Here is a 15,130-nt window from a genome sequence, read left to right as displayed (position 1 = left end):
TATCAACGCGCTGATCGCCTTGGCCAATGCCGCTATCATCATCCGATGCCTTACCCGAACCGCCTGGACAACCCACCGATGGGACACCCGCCCAGCCCGCCAACCATGACCTACCGGCGCACGCTCTAAGGTGGGGAATTGGCCGTGGATCTCGGCGGCGGTGAGCACCTCATGCTCCAGGTCCCATTGCTGCGTGGCAGCCCTGGACCCGGCGAAGGTCTTCGACTCCGGATCGCCGATGTAGATCCCCGCAGAGCCGCATCAGGTTGCGGCTGGAGTCCTCCTCGTGACGATGAAACACCTCATATGTGGAGAACAGCAACGGCGCATAGGCCGCATCCTCAAAGCAGGACTGTCGGATGATCCGGGTGCCGCCGTGAGCTGAACCCTGGTCGTGGCCGGGCTAATAGGTCTCCAGGCCCACCCCGCTCAGCAAGCTCCCGAGCCGCAGCACCACCCATCGATCCCGAATCAATCACGACGACGTCATAAGAGCAGATTCTGCATTCATTTCAGCAAATAAAGATCAACTCACTCGATACTTACAGTAGCCAACGCAACAGTAAAGAAAGATACAATTAGGACGAAAAGTATCACATCCTTCGGAATACTTACGGGAAGCCCGTAATGACTGGCGAACAGATAGACATTTTGAGCCGGAGGCAACGCAACCATGGCAACGACCCCGAGAAGGTCACGGCCATCCAGTCCCGCTACAAAAATGCGCGATACTCCAAGCAACAATAGGCATGAAAACTATCTTCAGAACTAGGAGTACGACAGAGTTCAAGCGCATTTTTTAGAGAACTGAAAAGACGATACTTCCACAATACAGTCTCTATCAATATAAGTATTATAGAGATCATAGGCTCTCCAATCATTCTCACTGTATACTGAATATATACCTTAATATCACAACATTTAATGATAATTAATATCTGAGCATCATAGAAATTTTTGCAGAACTAAATAGTGCACATCAAGGACCGCTGCAACTGGATCTGTGCTACCTATAACGCACAGGGGTACTGGTATCCAACATTTTCAGAATTGATATTGGAAATATACAGACGCAATAAGATGAAGATTTGATCGAGATACTAGCAGTACAACTAACAGGGGTTAGCTACATAGTAAACAAAATGACCCAATGAATCTTTCAACAACCCACCTTGGTCCCCGAGAATGCTGCCAATATTGATCCAACACAGAGCAGAACGCCTGGATTCTGAAACCACTAAGCACATCTTGCATCAACTTACTCTTGCACCTATGCGGAGCTAGGTGACTCTTCAGCATATACCGATGGCGAAAGAGCTTCGAAGTAGCAATCCTTAGACCGCTCAACGTGACGGCGCATTAATGCGCGGGCAGCCTTCTCGTCTCCTGCATCTATCTTAGCAATTACGTCATGGTGCTCAAACCAAGATTCACGACCACGATCAATAACGTTCATCGCATATAATAACTCTATTCTACCAGATATTTGTTCGATTAGAGCCAACAACGAGGGGCTGTCGCTCAGTCGAGCGATCGATTGATGAAACCGCATGTTGAGATCAATAAGACGGTCAAGCTGGTTCGCTGAGATCGCAGATTCACCTTCGCTGAGTATCTCCCCAATTTCTCTTCGAACCGTCCACCATGTGCCATCCGGTGCTCCTCGTTTCACTTGCTCCTGCGCCCGAATTGCAGCACGGCGCGCAGTAGCCCCCTCTAATTCTATACGGATGTCAAACAGATCCTCAGCATCGTCCTCTGGGATCTCGGCTACAGCAGCCCCAGCGTAAGGCCTGATGTCAACCAAACCCTCAGTAGAAAGTGAACGGAGAGATTCACGGATGGGAATCCTCGAAACTTCATATCGTTCGGCAAGAAACGCTTCACGAAGGCGCTGTCCAGGCTTAAGCACTCCCCGGATGATATCCGCACGTATCTTTTTGGTGACTGCAGAGGCCATTGAATCAGACATATTCCCATCCCCTGATGCGCCGCAACCATGATGAGTGTCCCATTCTAGAACTATTCACGATCAGCCAACTCTCCCATCTCGCTCATCATCGTCCAACTGCATACCCCTGGGAACCTCTTGGATTCGCCGCTGCACGCATCCACACCACTAGCAGGGTCTCGCGTGACACACGACAGGCAACCAAGCGACCAATCCCCCGCTCGAGAGATCAGGTGTCCTCGAGACGCTAGCTCCTGGATGAAATCCTCTCCAACCCGGTCCTCCACCACTGCGCCGCCAGGTGCCCACGTACGCGGCCAGAAAGAACTCGGCATCGAAGTCGTATGGAAAGCAGGTGCATCAATCGCATCCTGTAGATCCTGGCCCCCAACAAGAACACGAAGGAGGAAGAGCAGTTGCCATTGATCCTGCTGATCGCCACCTGGCGATCCAAGCGCCATAATCGGCTCCCCGTCCTTCAACACCATTGTGGGCGTCAATGTAGTTCTTGGACGCTCACCAGGAGTTAGGGCAGAAGAATGGTGTCGGTCCAACCATGTCATTTGCAGTCGTGTCCCAACCCCAAACCCTAATCCGGGAATTGCTGGTGAGGACTGCAACCAGCCTCCAGATGGTGTCGCAGAAATCATGTTTCCCCAACGATCCACAACATCTATGTGACACGTATCTCCCCTTGCATCGCCGTGACTTGACACGGTCAGTTCTCCTGTAATCGCCGAACCTCCGGAGTCCTCATCCGCTTCCCTCAGCTCAGGAAGGACTTTCCTGGCGCCCGGAACGTTCCCGGGCCTAAACTCCAAAGACGCTTGTTCACCTATGAGGCCGCGTCGCTCCTGCTCGTACTTTTCAGAGAGCAAATACTCCAGCCTGCAATCACCATTGCCGTAGTAAGTGTCACAGTCCGCAAATGCGAGCTTAAACGCCTCCAATACAAGATGAACTCCCCCTGCCTTGCTTGGGTCAAGTTCAGCATCATCGTAGCCCTCGAGGATCTTTAAGGCCTGCAAAAGAGCGGGGCCTTGCCCCCAGGGTCCAGTTTTCGCAATCGTGTAACCACGGAACGATGAGACGCACGGCTCTTCAAAGCCAGCCGAGAATTCCGCAAGGTCATCTTCACCGATTACCGCTGAGTATTTGTTTCCATCCGGATGCATATGGGGAGTAGAACCAAAGTCAACGATTCTTTTAGCTACAGACCCAGATTTCCACTCCAACCGCGCTGACTCAATTTCGTCTACGCGCGAGGTGCCATTCTTCCCGACAAAAATCAGATGCTCCAGTACTTCCGTAAACGCGACGTTACTGATGACTTCTCCTGCCTTGGGAGCAGCTCCTTCAACCAACCACAAGTCAGCAGAAGTTGGCCAATTACGCAAAAACAACTCTCGTACGCTGTGGATTATTGAATTAATCTTTGACAAAAGATTAAACACATTCCTAGCATAATCTATAGCGTATTGAAGGATATCCCTTAAATGCCAGATTCCATAGTCACGTAAGAGGACTAGCCAGGCGTCTGTCGCACCCGGAACAGCAGCTAAGTCGTCAGCACCCGGAACTCGCGTTAGCCTCAATGATTGAAAATACTCAACAGACGCTAATCTCGGAGCCGTGCCCTGCCCCATGAGAACTTTCGTTTCGGCGCTGCCGCTGGAGACAAAAATAATGCCTGTCATATCGCCAGCTGGACCGTTCAGATGCGGTTCTACAACCTGAAGAACGAACCCGCCCGCTACACCAGCATCGAATGCGTTGCCTCCACGTTCCAGAACTGCCTGTGCTGCAGCTGACGCCAGCCAATGAGTCGACGCTGCCATTCCAAAATGCCCTTCGAGCGTCGGACGCGTCGGAACGCTTCTGTTGCCCAAGATCGAACTCCTCCTCTGCACTCCCTTACAATTACTTAGCGACGACTAGGCTTCTTTACCACCCTGTCGCATACGCGACTCGACGGGGATCCGCTCCACCCCTCACTCGTCCAGTAACTTGGTTTCTCAAGACCGCGCTCACAGAGCCAGCAACACCAGTCCACTCCGGCCACGGCTCAACATCGTGTCCCAACGAACGCAGACCCTCCACAACCTCATTGCCAACTCGGCTCTCTATTCGAAGCTTGCCAGGTTCATATGGGTGGGGGTCGCTACTAAGTGGAAAACTGTAACTCGCCGCCCGCGGACTCTCAATAGACTCCTGAATATCAAATTCAAAGTCCAAAACACCAAGGAGAAACTGCACCATTGCCTGGGGTTGCACATCTAATCCCGGAGTGCCATATGGCATAACGAACTCCCCTGAGCTAACAACCAAGCCAGGGCTAGGTGTAAGCCTTGGCCGTTTACCAGGCTCAATAGAGGACGGATGACGAGGATCAGTCCATGACTGCATACCGCGCCCAGAGACACAAATCCCGAGACCCTCAACAACGGGCGAAATCGTAGCGGGGTCACTCGGCGTGGCGGAAAATGCGTTGCCATCCGAGTCCACAACGCATACATAGCTGGTATCGGGCTCAACTCTCCCTGTCTGTGCGGAGAGAGATGCAGCCGCAGCGCCAGCTTCTTTATAGAGCGATTCAGCCGAGAATTTCCACGGGTTCCCGGCCAGGGGCATAAAAGGTATGGCACGAGATTCGCTTATCTCAGACCTTCGGTTATGCGCGTACTCCTTAGATAAAAGACCATCAAGCGGAACAGTAACAAAGTCTGGGTCACCAAAATACGCTTCCCGGTCGGAAAAGGCCAACTTCAGAGCCTCGATCACGAGATGGTAATACTCTACCCCTCTTGGGTTCAGGGCAGCGATATCGAACCCTTCGAGAATGTTCAGAGTCTCCAGCACCACTGGCCCCTGACACCAAGCTCCACATGAATAGACCTGATAGCCGCGGTAGGACGTTGAAATCGCCGGCTCTACAGCGGGACGAAAATTAGCCATGTCCCCGAATGAAAGCCATCCCCCTGAACGCACCACAAAGTCCACAATCTCTTCTGCAATGGCACCCCGATAGAATTCATCGTACACAGCCCGGATTCCGGACACACGACTGTTAGAGTTCCGCTCTGCATCAACCAATCGCTCCAACAATCTACCAAGATCTGGTTGCTCGAAAAGAGAGCCCTCCTCGGGAGGGTTCCCGTCAGCATCGAGGAAAAGGCTCGCGTTCCCAGGCCAAGATCGAACGTTGACAAGGTCTTCAGGGACACACAGAGAGTCACTCATCACTGCACTAACCGCAAATCCATAAGTCGCAAGCTCAATTGCCGGCTCAACTACCTCAGCGAAGGAAAGTGAACCGAACTCTTCAAGAGCGACGAGCCAAGCCCCGATCGCTGCGGGAACGACGGTGCGATGTATCCCCGCGGGAATACGTCCACCATGCTCACGTCGAAAGAACTCAACATTGACACTCTCTGGCCAAGTCCCCAAGCCGCTAATGGTAGAGACCAAGCGTGTGCCCGCTTGGAAGACACAAATGGGAGCCACCCCACCTAGATTTGTCAAGTCAGGCTGGACAACGTTGAGGCACAGTCCAGCGGCCACCCCAGCATCCGTAGCATTCCCACCCCTCTCAAGAATTCGGGCTGCAGCGGCTGATGCCAAGTAATGTCCACTCGAGACCATGTATTTTGACCCAGTCAACTCGGGACGCATTGTCCTTGGCACCCACTTCTCGCTGCTCATGTTTCTCTCCTTTCCTTCTCATTGTCATGTATCAACGGGGCCTGCATTTCACTACCAGTGGGGACGCTCCGCCTCTTCCGCCGGTTGAGGATGTCAATCCCCACGAGCACGACCATCAGGACCATAAGGGCAACGAAGAATGCTGACCATGGTCTCGTAATAAAGATCGAGAGGTCTCCTCCAGACACGACAAGAGTGCGACGCAGGTTCTCCTCAATTAATGGACCCAAGATAAAAGAAAGCAAGAATGCGGCAGATGAATAATCAAACTGTCGAAGCAAAAATGCAATAATTCCCAAACCAAGTGCAAGCCATACTTCGACCATTATTGCAGACGAAGCATACACGCCTAGAATAGATAATAATAGGATACAAGGAACTAAAATATATTGTGGAACCATAAGAACTCTAGCGAAGAGTGGAGTCAAGGAGATGCCTACCAGAAAAAGTGCCACCGTCGTTAGGAGGAATCCGAACAGTATTCCATAAACGAGTTGGGGCTCACGGTCGAAGAGGAAAGGCCCCGGCTGTATCCCCTGCAACACAAACGCGCCCAGCACGACAGCCGTAGCGGCCGATCCAGGGATGCCAAGTGTTAAGAGTGGAACCATGGATGTTCCAACCACAGCGTTATTCGATGACTCTGGCGCTGCAATACCCTCGAGGCTGCCGCTGCCAAATTCGGAAGGGCGTTTAGATGTTCTCTTCGCGACACTATAGGAGAAGAAAGACGCCACACCGGCGCCCATCCCTGGCCATATCCCAACCACGGAACCAATACCGGAACCGATCGATACTGGACGCACTAAGCGTCCGAAGTCTTGCCTTGGTAGTCTCGCAGAAGTTCCTGTTGAGAGATCCGGTTTTGAACGACCAGCCCCTTCCCGGATCATCAGTAAGACCTCAGATACCGCGAACACGCCGATCATGACAACGACAAGTGAAACACCCGAAACCAATTCCGGCATTCCCCCTGTATAGCGCGCTTGTCCTGTAAACATGTCTAGTCCGATGGTGCTGACCATAAGGCCCAGTAGGACAGACATAGCTGTACGGATCACATTCTTCGCCGTCACGATGGAGACAGCAACGAGTCCAAGTACAGCAATAAGAAAGAACTCCGTGCTTGTGAACTGCAATGCGACTGTCGTGACAGGAGCCGAGATGAAGAGCAGCACTAACCCACCAACAATGCCACCAATAGTAGACGCGACCAGAGATATACCTAGTGCCTTCCCAGGCGCTCCTGCTTTCGCCATACCGTACCCATCATCTCGAGTAGCTACGGCTGAAGCTGTTCCCGGGATTCCAAGAAGGATGGAGGAAATCGAGCCACCATATTCGGACGCCTGATAAGTAGCCAGTAGGAGCAACACAGCTACAAGAGGGTCCATCACAAAGGTAAAGGGCAGCATGAGCACGAGAGCAACGACTGCACCAAGTCCAGGCAGGGCCCCGACTATAAGTCCAATGAGCGTCCCGACGAGGACGGCAAGCAAGGCCTCGATGCTGAACATAACAGAAAAATCGATATTACTTAAATCCATGCTCACCTTATCATTTAATCACATAAGAAACATAAATAATTTAAAATCTCACACCGAGGCCAACATCAAAGAATAGGTATACAAACAAAATAAAAAGAACAGAAACCACAACTTTGAGCGCGAGGGCGCTAGCTCTGCGGCGATCTCTGTCTAACCAGACCATCATTAGCAGGAGGTAGGCCCAACCGTAGAGATAGAAGAGCGGCGAGTACAGACCCCATAAGATCACGAACGCAATACTGAGGCCGACTGCTCCAAGAACTTTTCCGATTTGCCCCAGATCATGTTTTCCACGAGCTCGTATAACGACCTCGACACCAGCCAGGATGCTGCAAGTAACCAACAAGTATCCAAGGAGCGTTGGAAAAGTTCCAGGGCCAAATGCCCCTTCATTCTCTAACTGATACGTAGAGAAGAGGTACAGAACTCCCAGAGCAAACAATCCCGTCAGTACTGTCAGAGACGCAAGTCTGTTACCTATCGACGGGGTAGCATTAGACTCACCCTTCTTCTCTCCGACAGAATCCTCTTCTCTTCTCATAAATCACCCTTAGCCCCTGGCACAGCAGCACTTGTAATCGCTAGTGTGATGATCGATCAATCCGAATCGTCACCTTCAGATAACCCAAGTTCGTCGAGTAGCTCCGCCATCATCTCGTACTCCTCATCCAGGATCGCCCGTATCTCGTCCCTCGCCACGAAAGAAAGCTCAACTTCGGACTCGGCGAATGCCTCGATGACGGATTCTTGACCAAGAACACTTTCAAGTCCTTCCTCAAGGATCGCGATCCTATCATCTTCAACACTTGACGGGGCCATGACAACGTTCAGATTGTCCAAGCCCACGTCTATGCCTAATTCTTGCAAGAGCGGAATCTCTTCAGGAGTCTCTCCTCGCTCTCCACTGAAGCTGAATAGTGAGCGCACACGACCCTCCTCTGGGTCAACGGCAGGAGTAATAGCAGCGTCGACTTCCCCACTCATGAGTGCTGTTAGGGCCGGCCCCGTACCCTCATAGGTCACTGCCTCAAACTCAAGTCCAGTATCGAGTTCCAGCATTTCCATCGCAAGGTGTGGAATTGACCCTGCTCCAAAAGTAGAGTAGGTAATGTCGCCTGGGTTCGACTCCGCGTACTCGAGGAACTCTTCTGCGGAATTCCATTCGCTATCGTCTTGAACTTGCAACACGTAGCGTGTTGTCGAAGCGAGCGCCACAGGTTGCAAATCCTCATAATCATAAGCTGTCTCTCGCATGTTCGGAAAGATCGTTACTGCAGAGTTGCTGATCAACCCCACAGAGTATCCATCGCCCTCACGGTTCACGAGTTGGGTAGTTCCAACTTCACCGCCCCCGCCGCCGAGATTCTCAACTGCAATGCTTATGTCCAACTCATCCTGCAGTTCCTGCTGGAATGAACGGACTGTAAAATCCCCGCCTCCGCCCGGGGGGAATGGAACAATAAAGTCAATGGACGCTGATGGAAACTCCTCCCCATTCCCATTACCCGTCTGGTCAAGTCCTTGCCCACCAATATCAGATCCGCATGCAACCAGGGCCAACGCGCACAGCGCGACCGAGCTGTAGGAAATCTTAATTTTTTTCATAATTTTTTCTAGTCCTTGCGCTAGTGCGAGTTAACTTTGTATTTTAGTTATAAACTCTATATTATGTTCTGTTTCTCCCTTTACTATTAAGTCGGATATAATTTCGCCAATTGCTGGCGAAAACTTAAAACCATGACCGGAAAATCCAGAAGCTATTAGTATTTTATTTGATTCAGGATGAGGTCCTATATATTCATATTCAGTTGGAGTATATGATTCATAGTAGCTTTGCACCTTCTTGGGTCCGTGGCTGAGAGCCGGGTGGTATGACTCGATCAAACGACTAAACTCCTCATAGATCGAATCCGGAACGATGTATTCATTCCCTTGAGGGAATTTCACCTCATCAACTTCACTCGTCTCCAGGCCCAGCTTCATGCTCTTCCCATCGGGGCTTGGCAACCCGTACGAGTAGGTAGGTCTAACTCTAAGATAGGGAAGCATGCTTGACAGCTTTCTTTCTTTCTTTGGAGAAAACCACATCGACACCAGACGCCGGGGACGTATCCAGTCCTGAACTTCCGGCACGATCTGAGCCATCCACGCACCTGTGGTTACAACGACGCTGTCATATTGTTCAATACCTTCAGTACTGACCACCTTGACCCCACGCGACGTTTCTTCTAAAGCCTGTACCACCGTTCCTTCTCTTAGCTTCGCCCCGGAACTTACCGCAAGGCCCGTTGCCTGCCGTATGGCATTTTCTGAGTATATTATTCCGCCACCCTTATCCAATATAGATATATCATCTTTATCGAGTTCATATTCCGGAAATTTCTTTTTTGATTCTTTCCGAGAAAATAATTCTGTTCCGTCGGGATTCGCATTGCTAGCGTCAATCGCACTCTTCATATCGCCGCTCGACGACGAGCCCATGATGAGCGCACCCGTTAAGTCTCGTATTCTCTTGCCTGACTCTTTTTCAAGTTGGCGATATATCTCATCTGCTCGTTTAGCAATTGGCACGTACCCCGAGTCTTCGACTTGAATCGTTCTGAAGAGTCGCGTCTCGCCCCCAGCTGCTCCTTGAGTGTGCGCTAAGTTGTACTGCTCATAGCCTGTGACGTCACAGCCACGGGTAGCTAGTTGCCAGAGGGCTTGCGATCCCATAGTTCCTACGCCCACTACAGCTACGCGAGGTCTTCCCACTGTGCCCCTCCTGGCTCTACTTTCCTGCTGAAGTTCTCATTTGCAATACAATCATGCCGGTGATTTCCTTTTTGTATATGTTCTGTTACTCGTAGGTTAAGAATGCCTACGACGTCGTAAAGAGGCACTGGACCCGTGCGGGGACCTCGTAGAACATCAGTAACGCACGGCGGTTAGCTCCCTGTACTCGTCGTTCTCCAACCGATACGTCTTAACTTGAGACAGCGCTCCCAGCTCCTACTAACATCCGAGACCCGGTTGTGTTTTGTTGGCCAGCCTCGGTCCAGTTCATCAGTAGTGCCCCTTAAAACAATGAATAGCTTCAACGAGAACATTTGGGGGGAGTGATCAACTTTATGAGCCTGGACGCGCTCCTGTGTAGCGTACCTGCTGGAAGCCCCTTGAATCGGCCTGGAAGTGATGGAGGGCTGGTTTAGGCCGCAGCGGGTTCGCTGAGTCCTCGGGTTTGATCGTAGTAGATCAGCTCGAACTCCTCTGATGGAAGGTCTTCGATGCTGGAGTGCAGCCGCTGGTGGTTGTACCAGTGGACCCACTCGGCGGTGGCGGTCTCGACCTGTCGCCAACTGTTCCATGAGGGCCTTTGGTGGTCGATGACCTCGGTCTTGTACAGGCCTACGGTTGACTCCATCAGCGAGTTGTCCCCGGCAGCACCGACCCTGCCCATCGACCCGAGAAGCACGTGGTGAGCGAGGGCGCGGAGGAACTTCTTGGAACGAAATTGGCCGTATTCAACCGGTGCCCGTTACTGCCGCGCTGCCATGGGTTTTTCGCATCGGCGAAGTAGACGAGGATCTTGGTTTCCTCGGTGAAGAGAGCATGAGCTGAGAGCTCTTTGCCTCGGTCCCAGGTCAACGAACGGCGCAGTGATGCTGGTACTGAGCTCATGGCGTTGACCAGGACATCCTTCATCGTCAGCGCTCCATAGCCTGCCAGCGCGAGCCCGTTCTTCTTGGGCGCGATGATCCCGTAGCCGACCTGCCGGGACAGGTGAACGAGCATCGCGTAACGGGTGGTGCGCTCGATGAGGGTCGCTACCGCGGAACGCTTCAGCTCGATGATCAGATCGCCTTCCCAGTGGCCTGCGATCTTGCGGTCATCGACCTCCTTGGGGCGTTTATCGAGCTCGGTGTCTGCGGTGACGTGGCCCATGCTTGCTGGCGTGTTCGTGCTCGGGGCATCCGCTTGGTACGGCCACTGCGCAGATGCCATGACTGCTTACGGTCCAGGCCTGCGCGGGATTCGACGTAGAGTGCCTGGTAGATGGCTTCGTGAGAGATCCTCATCGTGACATCGTCTGGGAACTCCAGAGGCAGCCGCTTAGCGATCTGCTGAGGGCTCCAGGCCGTCACCCCCTCACGATCACCCCGGTGCGGTTTGTTCTTCCCGTCCCAGACCGGCCCGGCAAGTCCGACGATCTCACCGTCTGTGGTGACGATCTCACCACTGAGCTTGTCCTGAACATACCGACGCAGCCGCTCATTGGCGACCATCTTCGCGACCTTCGGTCGCCGTACACGTCGCTCGGCATGCCATTGAGCCGTCGAGGTCTTGTACTCAAGCTGATAGGTCCTGGTGGAGGCGTTGCGCCGCAGTTCCCGTGAGATCGTCGAAGGGCTCCGGCTCAGCCGCCGAGAGATCTCGCGGACCCTGACCTCTTGGGCTCGCCAAAGGGCAATGTCCTCTCGTTCTGAGGAGGAGATGTACCGCCCCGAGACAGTCGGAGCCAATTGCGGATTCGCTCCTCCAGCATGCGGGAACCAGCGGTGAGCTACCGGCTCTGAAACGCCTGCCGTTTCTCCGGCCTCTCGAGTCTTCGCGCCAGCTGCGATAGCTTCCCAGAACCGAACCCGATCTTCTCGCCACGCCACAGTCTGTCGCCCCGGGGAGATGATCTGACCTCTGTAAGCCTGGACCCTTCTCTTACTTCTCTTTGACTCCCATCGAACACCTCCATCAGGTAGGTGTTGCGACCACCAGTTGAATACGGCCTGGCTACCTGCGTCGCTGTGGTGAAGGAGCCCCTGGGCGGTGAACTCGAACCGTGTCCGGCGGCGGGTGAACAGCGCCTGTTCCAGCGCGGAGGCCACCAGCGGGGTCGACTGCGATGTCGAGACCCTCCAGCCCAGGATCATCCGCGAGTACACATCGGTGATGAAGCTGACGTAACAGAACCCCACGGTGGTTCTCACGTAGACATCCCACGCCAGTGAGGCGTCAAGCTGCTAGGTCCACCGAGGTAGGCTGAGGTGAGGGCCATGCGGCGCTCTGGTCCCAATCAATGTTGTGCTGCAAGCACCACCACAGGCGGCCGAGGAGTTTGTTGGCAAGATGACGCAGGGCGGCGTTGTGATGGTCACCGGCGGCTCTGCGCCGGTCGTAGTGGGCTCTGGCTCCCGCTGAGCGGGTAAGGCTTGAAAAGACCCACCAGTGGCACGCGTCAGCGAGTCGCTTGTTCCGCACTCGTCGCGCCTTGACGTAGCGTGAGCGTCCTGAAGCCCGGGTGACCGGGGCGGTACCGACGTAGGCTCGCAGGCTCGCGGCCGAAGCGAAACGGTCCGGATCATCACCGATCTCGGCAAGTATCCGCGCCCCGGTCACTGGACCGAGTCCCAGGACCTTCTGCATCGTCTTCGCCGCAGGATGAGCCGCGAACGCAGTGTCGAGTGCTTCTTCAAGTCGAGCGATGCCTTTATGCATCTGGTGCAGAAGTCCGACCAGTGTCTGAGCCGTAAGTGCCAAGGCCTCTTCAACTGGTTCGGGCTGCTCGATCCCTGGCCCCCGGAGGGTCACCCGGATCCTCTCAGCCAGACCCGCACGATTACCGCGGCCACTGGCGCGTAACAGCGAGACCGTCTGTGACAGCGTCAGTCGACATGCGCGCCTCGGTGAGGGAACAGCTTCCAGGAAGGTCAGCGCCGCACGGTGTTGCAAATTCGGGAACGCGTCAAGGGCCTGCGGATAAAACTCAAGCAACACCGAGCGTAGCCGGGACGTGGTTTGGTGCATCGCCCAAATAGCCTCCTGGTGCTGGCGCGCCAGCACCTTGATTGCACGGGCGCTATCGGAGAGCTCAGGCAAAGGCCGGTGCAGGTGGCCATCGGTGCGCAGAATGTTTGCCAGGACAAGCGCGTCGCCAGGATCGGACTTGACGCCCGACTGAGAGTGCCGCTCCCGGTAACGGACACAAGCACGAGGGTTGATCGCGTGGACCCTCACACCAGCTGCCTGTAAGCCGACGACGATGAGATTCTTATCCGTCTCAATCACCACCGGCACGGACTGTACCTCGCCTACCTGCTCAGCCAGCAACTCCAGCAGGACCCTCAAGCCAGCGGCATCGGCACTGATTCGCTGCTGCGCCAGGACCCTACCTGTCTGGTCGATGACTGTCACGTCGTGGCGGGCTTCGGCCCAATCGACTCCGCAATAGATTTCCATGGAACTTCCTCTCGTCTGGCCTGGACGAGCCCGGAGGAACGAGCAGCAACCTAATGGAGAGCACTCAGCGGTGCAGCATCTCACAAGCCGTCGGGTTCCCTGCAATTGGCGGAGCCAGCGTCTATGTTGAGGCCTCTCACAGGCCGGCGTGATCAAGATACGCGGACACCTGCCAGCGGCTCACACCCATCATCTCGCCCAGCCGGGACAGTGAAATCTCAGTGGACCCCACCAGTCACAGATCGAGGAAACCGGACCCTCGACACCCCCATTAGGTGTAGTCAGCCACCCACCACTGATCCGGCCGCCACGGGTAGCGCCAGAGCCGCTGGATGTGATCAGGATGCCAAGCCGCCTTCGGGTCCGCGGTAGTGGTGATGGTGCGCCGCCGGGCCCTGCGCACACCGGAGATCCCTGCGATGCGCATCAGCCGCTGAACCCGGTCCCGGCCCCAATCCAGTCCAGCGCGACGTGCAGCTTTCCACAGCTTCCGACGACCATAGACGCCTGTTCTTCGCCCAGAGAGTGTGCAAAGTGTTGGCGTCGTAGGCATCAGCGAGTTCACGGTCAGTGAGGCTAAAGCCGCGGGACTGATGTGTGTAGAAAGTGGACGGGGCGATCTGAGTGCCGTGCTCGCAGAGCACCTGACAGATCGGCTCGACCCCGAACCGGTGCCGGTATTGGCGGATATAGGCGATTATCGTCCCAGTTTGCGGTCGAGCTCCGCTGCGGCGAAAAAAGCCGAAGAGGTCCGCAGAATCTCATGCGCCCGCTTCAACCGGGCATTCTCGGCCTTCAGCTCCGTGAGCTCGGCGTCGCGTTCTTTGACTTCGGCTGGTGAGTGCCCTGGTGCTTCGAGGTCACGGACGATCCAGTTCTTCAACGTGGCTCGATTGATGCCCAGTACCTCGCCGACCTCACGGCGGGCCTGAGCCTTTGAGACCCCATCAGCCTCTTCGAGCCGGTCGGCATACATCCGCACCCCTCGGGCCTGGGTCTTGGGGTCATAGCGGGAACGTGCTGGCATGATCTCATTCTCCTGGTTAGATCACACCAGATCCACCACAGAAAGCGGGGCGGAATTAACATCCTGCTGGGCGGGGGTCATGGACATAAGGGCACTCCTTCGTGGTGATGGATATGGATGATGCAGGGCAGGTGTCTATTAGTCAGTGAAAGACACGTACTCCTCAGCGGTAAGGAGCTCCACGGAGTCCTGATCCGACGCCTTGAGTTCGAAGAGCCAACCAGCCCCGTAGGGGTCAGCGTTGATTGTCTCGGGAGAATCCTCGAGACCATCATTAAGACGTACCACCTCGCCAGATAACGTGGTGTAGATATCAGCCACGGACTTGGTTGACTCGATCTCCCCAACGGCATCCCCGGCATTGACCTCTTGACCTACCTCAGGAAACTCCACGTAAACCACTTCACCCAAGGAGTCCTGTGCGTAGTCAGTGATGCCGATACGCACCACACTTGGCTCTGCCCTCTCAGCGATCCATTCGTGTTCTTCGGTGTACTTCAGATTCTCCGGGATAGCACTCATGAACAGTTCCTCCGATACGAGTTGTGTGGGTAATCCGCGGATTAGCATTCGATGACGTTGACGGCTAGGCCGCCTAGGGCGGTTTCTTTGTATTTATGGGACATGTCTTTGCCGGTCTGGCGCATAGTGGTGATGACTTCATCTAGGCTGACCCGGTGTTCACCATCA

The 15,130-nt window shown here is 54.3% G+C and carries 13 protein-coding genes, 3 pseudogenes and 1 other annotated feature; of the genes and pseudogenes, 1 reads left to right on the top strand and 15 read right to left on the bottom strand.

The annotated features are described in order from the left end of the window. A pseudogene (locus F0311_RS18440) lies at window positions 1-109 on the top strand (IS5/IS1182 family transposase); the annotation flags it as partial. Window positions 110-1,270: 1,161 nt separating this feature from the next. Here F0311_RS18440 and F0311_RS07465 read toward each other — a convergent pair. The 15 genes and pseudogenes from F0311_RS07465 to F0311_RS07395 form a co-directional block, all read right to left on the bottom strand. Continuing rightward, window positions 1,271-1,972, bottom strand: coding sequence for a GntR family transcriptional regulator (locus F0311_RS07465; protein ID WP_150461324.1), 702 nt, complete (start codon window positions 1,970-1,972; stop codon window positions 1,271-1,273). 50 nt (window positions 1,973-2,022) lie between these two features. Continuing rightward, window positions 2,023-3,789 (bottom strand): gamma-glutamyltransferase family protein, encoded by a 1,767-nt coding sequence (locus tag F0311_RS07460; protein ID WP_317982581.1) that lies wholly within the window; start codon window positions 3,787-3,789, stop codon window positions 2,023-2,025. 106 nt (window positions 3,790-3,895) lie between these two features. Then, window positions 3,896-5,593, bottom strand: a complete 1,698-nt coding sequence (locus tag F0311_RS07455; protein WP_223881200.1) for a gamma-glutamyltransferase family protein — start codon at window positions 5,591-5,593, stop codon at window positions 3,896-3,898. Window positions 5,594-5,649: 56 nt separating this feature from the next. Continuing rightward, complete coding sequence (locus F0311_RS07450; protein WP_223881199.1) at window positions 5,650-7,200, bottom strand: tripartite tricarboxylate transporter permease; 1,551 nt, start codon at window positions 7,198-7,200, stop codon at window positions 5,650-5,652. Window positions 7,201-7,240: 40 nt separating this feature from the next. Further along, window positions 7,241-7,741: a tripartite tricarboxylate transporter TctB family protein gene (locus F0311_RS07445; protein ID WP_150461321.1), complete on the bottom strand. Its 501-nt coding sequence runs from the start codon at window positions 7,739-7,741 to the stop codon at window positions 7,241-7,243. 56 nt (window positions 7,742-7,797) lie between these two features. Then, window positions 7,798-8,805: a tripartite tricarboxylate transporter substrate binding protein gene (locus tag F0311_RS07440; RefSeq protein WP_150461320.1), complete on the bottom strand. Its 1,008-nt coding sequence runs from the start codon at window positions 8,803-8,805 to the stop codon at window positions 7,798-7,800. Between the two features lie 30 nt (window positions 8,806-8,835). Then, the gene (solA, locus tag F0311_RS07435; RefSeq protein ID WP_223881198.1) at window positions 8,836-9,930 is read right to left on the bottom strand and encodes an N-methyl-L-tryptophan oxidase; all 1,095 of its coding nucleotides are present in this window, start codon (window positions 9,928-9,930) and stop codon (window positions 8,836-8,838) included. Between the two features lie 457 nt (window positions 9,931-10,387). After that, complete coding sequence (locus F0311_RS07430) at window positions 10,388-10,603, bottom strand: integrase core domain-containing protein (RefSeq protein WP_191089802.1); 216 nt, start codon at window positions 10,601-10,603, stop codon at window positions 10,388-10,390. A gap of 113 nt (window positions 10,604-10,716) precedes the next feature. Further along, window positions 10,717-11,867, bottom strand: a pseudogene (locus tag F0311_RS07420) (IS30 family transposase); the annotation flags it as partial. A gap of 102 nt (window positions 11,868-11,969) precedes the next feature. After that, window positions 11,970-12,107, bottom strand: a pseudogene (locus F0311_RS18435) (IS3 family transposase); the annotation flags it as partial. Between the two features lie 82 nt (window positions 12,108-12,189). Then, window positions 12,190-13,413 carry an IS110 family RNA-guided transposase gene (locus F0311_RS07415; protein ID WP_150461315.1) on the bottom strand — a complete coding sequence of 408 codons (1,224 nt, stop codon included), beginning with the start codon at window positions 13,411-13,413 and terminating at the stop codon, window positions 12,190-12,192. 271 nt (window positions 13,414-13,684) lie between these two features. Next, window positions 13,685-13,978, bottom strand: coding sequence for an IS3 family transposase (locus tag F0311_RS07410; RefSeq protein ID WP_150461314.1), 294 nt, complete (start codon window positions 13,976-13,978; stop codon window positions 13,685-13,687). 46 nt (window positions 13,979-14,024) lie between these two features. Continuing rightward, window positions 14,025-14,156, bottom strand: a sequence feature (AL1L pseudoknot). Further along, window positions 14,111-14,440, bottom strand: coding sequence for a hypothetical protein (locus tag F0311_RS07405; RefSeq protein ID WP_150461313.1), 330 nt, complete (start codon window positions 14,438-14,440; stop codon window positions 14,111-14,113). Its footprint overlaps the feature before it by 46 nt. A gap of 138 nt (window positions 14,441-14,578) precedes the next feature. Further along, window positions 14,579-14,962, bottom strand: coding sequence for a glycine cleavage system protein GcvH (gene gcvH / locus F0311_RS07400; RefSeq protein ID WP_150461312.1), 384 nt, complete (start codon window positions 14,960-14,962; stop codon window positions 14,579-14,581). 41 nt (window positions 14,963-15,003) lie between these two features. Then, window positions 15,004-15,130: L-serine ammonia-lyase, iron-sulfur-dependent, subunit alpha (locus F0311_RS07395; RefSeq protein ID WP_150460242.1), on the bottom strand; the 127-nt coding region annotated here is incomplete at its 5' end.

This window comes from Nesterenkonia ebinurensis (assembly GCF_008711175.1).
Classification (GTDB): domain Bacteria; phylum Actinomycetota; class Actinomycetes; order Actinomycetales; family Micrococcaceae; genus Nesterenkonia; species Nesterenkonia ebinurensis.
The sequence above is the reverse complement of the archived record's forward strand: the minus strand, read 5'-3'. Positions and strand labels throughout refer to the sequence as shown.